The 2,370-nt window shown below is 56.2% G+C and carries 3 protein-coding genes; all 3 read left to right on the top strand.

Features of this window, described 5'->3' with window-relative positions; all coding sequences use genetic code 11:
- Window positions 1-258, top strand: a 258-nt coding sequence (locus tag DMG62_24210; GenBank protein ID PYY19863.1) for a hypothetical protein, incomplete at its 5' end; no start/stop codon positions are given.
- 41 nt (window positions 259-299) lie between these two features.
- Window positions 300-1,496 carry a 1-deoxy-D-xylulose-5-phosphate reductoisomerase gene (locus DMG62_24205; protein PYY19862.1) on the top strand — a complete coding sequence of 399 codons (1,197 nt, stop codon included), beginning with the start codon at window positions 300-302 and terminating at the stop codon, window positions 1,494-1,496.
- A gap of 19 nt (window positions 1,497-1,515) precedes the next feature.
- Window positions 1,516-2,370 (top strand): RIP metalloprotease RseP (gene rseP / locus DMG62_24200; GenBank protein ID PYY19861.1); only part of this gene is annotated, 855 nt, incomplete at its 3' end.

The raw sequence follows: 2,370 nt of genomic DNA, 5'->3' as shown, positions 1-2,370 counted from the left end.
GCGCATCTAATTGAGAGGAGAGATGGGCTGTTCGCGCTCGAAAAGCAGCCGCTGTGGCCGATTTTGCTGCTTTCGGCGGCGATCAACATCGCCGCGCAGCTCGGTGATCTGGTGGAATCGCTGATCAAGCGCGGTGCTGGAGCGAAGGATTCAGGGACACTTCTGCCCGGCCACGGAGGCATGCTTGACAGAATTGATGCCCTGCTCTTTGCCGCGCCGGTGCTGTGGTACTATGCAAGCTGGCGCGTGATGCAGTAGCCTGATCTCCCCTGAGCCGCGTTAACGGCGCCTTCCCGCTGATGAAGCGAATCGCAATTTTAGGATCGACTGGCTCGATCGGCCGCAGCACTTTGAGTGTGGTCGAATCGTATCCTGACCGCTTCGAGATGGTTTCCCTTGCTGTCGGCAAAAATATTGAAGCCGCTCTGGATCAAGCGAAACGATGGAAGCCGCGGGTAATCTCAGTCAGTTCCGAAGCAGATGCGGAAAAACTTCGTCGAGAACTCAAAGCCGCAGGGCTGACAGAAGTTGAGGTCGCGCAAGGTCCTTCCGGCGCAGTTCGCGCGGCCACCCATCCCGAAGCAGATTTTGTGGTCAGCGCGATTGTAGGAGTCGCTGGCCTGGAAGCAACTTATGAGGCGGTCCGCGCCGGCAAAACCGTCGGGCTTGCCAATAAGGAATGCCTGGTCGCGGCCGGAGAGTTGATCACCGCCGAAGCGCGCCGCCAAGGCAAGCAACTGCTCCCGATCGACAGTGAACACAATGCAGTTCACCAGTGCCTGCGCGGCGGCAGAATCGAAGAAGTCGAGCGCATCTGGCTGACCGCCTCGGGAGGTCCGTTCCTCAACACACCGAAGTCTCAGTTCGGCTCAATTACCGTCACCCAGGCACTAAGGCATCCCACGTGGAAGATGGGGCAGCGGATCACGATCGACTCGGCCACCCTGATGAACAAAGGGTTCGAAGTCATTGAGGCGTGCCGTTTGTTTAACTTGCCACCGGGCAAAATTCAGGTCATGGTTCATCCACAGTCTACGATTCATTCCATGGTGGAATTTGTGGATGGCAGCATACTTGCTCAATTTTCCGTGACCGATATGCGCCTGCCGATTCTGTATGCGCTCACCTATCCGGAGCGGATTGCCTCCGATATGCACTTCCCGGTCATGAACTTACGGCATCTCGAATTCCTGCCTCCGGACATGGAAAAATTCTCTTGTTTGCGCCTGGCCTATGAAGCCGCCGAGGCCGGGGGCGCTAAAACGGTCGCACTCAATGCGGCCGATGAAGTGGCAGTGGCAGCGTTTCTGGACAACTCGATCGGTTTTGACGATATCCCCCACATAATCGAAGCCGTTCTCAGTGAAACGGAGAGCGGGAAATTGGAATCTATTAAGAAGGTGCTGGAAGCGGATTCCACAGCGCGCCGGCGTGCCCGCGAAAAAGTGGTTCAGTTGGCCGGGTCCGCTGCGGTTGGGCCGGCTTCGGCCAGTTAAGAAGGGATTACAATTATTTATGTCGGGATTCCTTACTGCTGTGATTTCCGTGGCCGTGATTCTGGGTTTCATGATTCTGATTCACGAATTTGGCCACTATGCTGCCGCTAAGCTTTTGGGCGTGCGGGTGGAAGTTTTCTCCATCGGATTTGGCAGACGACTATTGGGTTTTCGCCATGGCGAAACCGACTATCGCATAGCTGCAATCCCGCTCGGCGGCTACGTAAAGATGAGCGGTGAGAATCCGATGGATGATCGCACCGGTGATCCTGGCGAGTTTATGTCGCATCCGCGCTGGCATCGCTTCTTGATCGCCATCGCCGGGCCTGCAATGAACATTATGCTGGCCGTGGTCCTACTCGCGGGTATCTACATGGTGCATTACGAGTATCCGCCCTACAAAGACCAAGCCGCAGTAATCGGATATGTGAAAGCGGATACGCCTGCGGCAAAAATTGGCGCCCAGCGCGGAGATCGCATTAGCCAAATTGATGGTGTGCAGGATCCTACCTGGGATGACGTTGAGGTGAAGGAACTGCTCAGCGCCAATCAGCCGCTCTCTTATACGATCCAGCGCGACGGGCAAAAAATTCAGGGCACGATTGTGCCCGCAGCTGTTACCGCGGACAATGCTGGCTCTGCCGGATGGTACGCGGATGAGCCGGTCATTCTAGGTTCGCTTGAGCCTAATATGCCTGCTCAGAAGATCGGCCTGAAGTCCGGTGATAAAGTCTTGACTCTCGACGGGCAGCCGGTTCCGTCAATTAAGGCGATGATTGATCGCCTGCAGCAGACGAAATCTAAACCGGTGCATCTCGACGTGGAACGCAATGGGCAGACGCTCAGCTTCGACGTGACGCCGGTGCTCGCAGAT

It is taken from the genome of Acidobacteriota bacterium (assembly GCA_003225175.1).
Taxonomy (GTDB): domain Bacteria; phylum Acidobacteriota; class Terriglobia; order Terriglobales; family Acidobacteriaceae; genus Gp1-AA112.
The sequence above is the reverse complement of the archived record's forward strand: the minus strand, read 5'-3'. Positions and strand labels throughout refer to the sequence as shown.

Excerpts from the sequence above, each read along its gene's own strand:
- DMG62_24205 (PYY19862.1), top strand. The coding sequence starts at position 300 with ATGAAGCGAATCGCAATTTTAGGATCGACTGGCTCGATCGGCCGCAGC.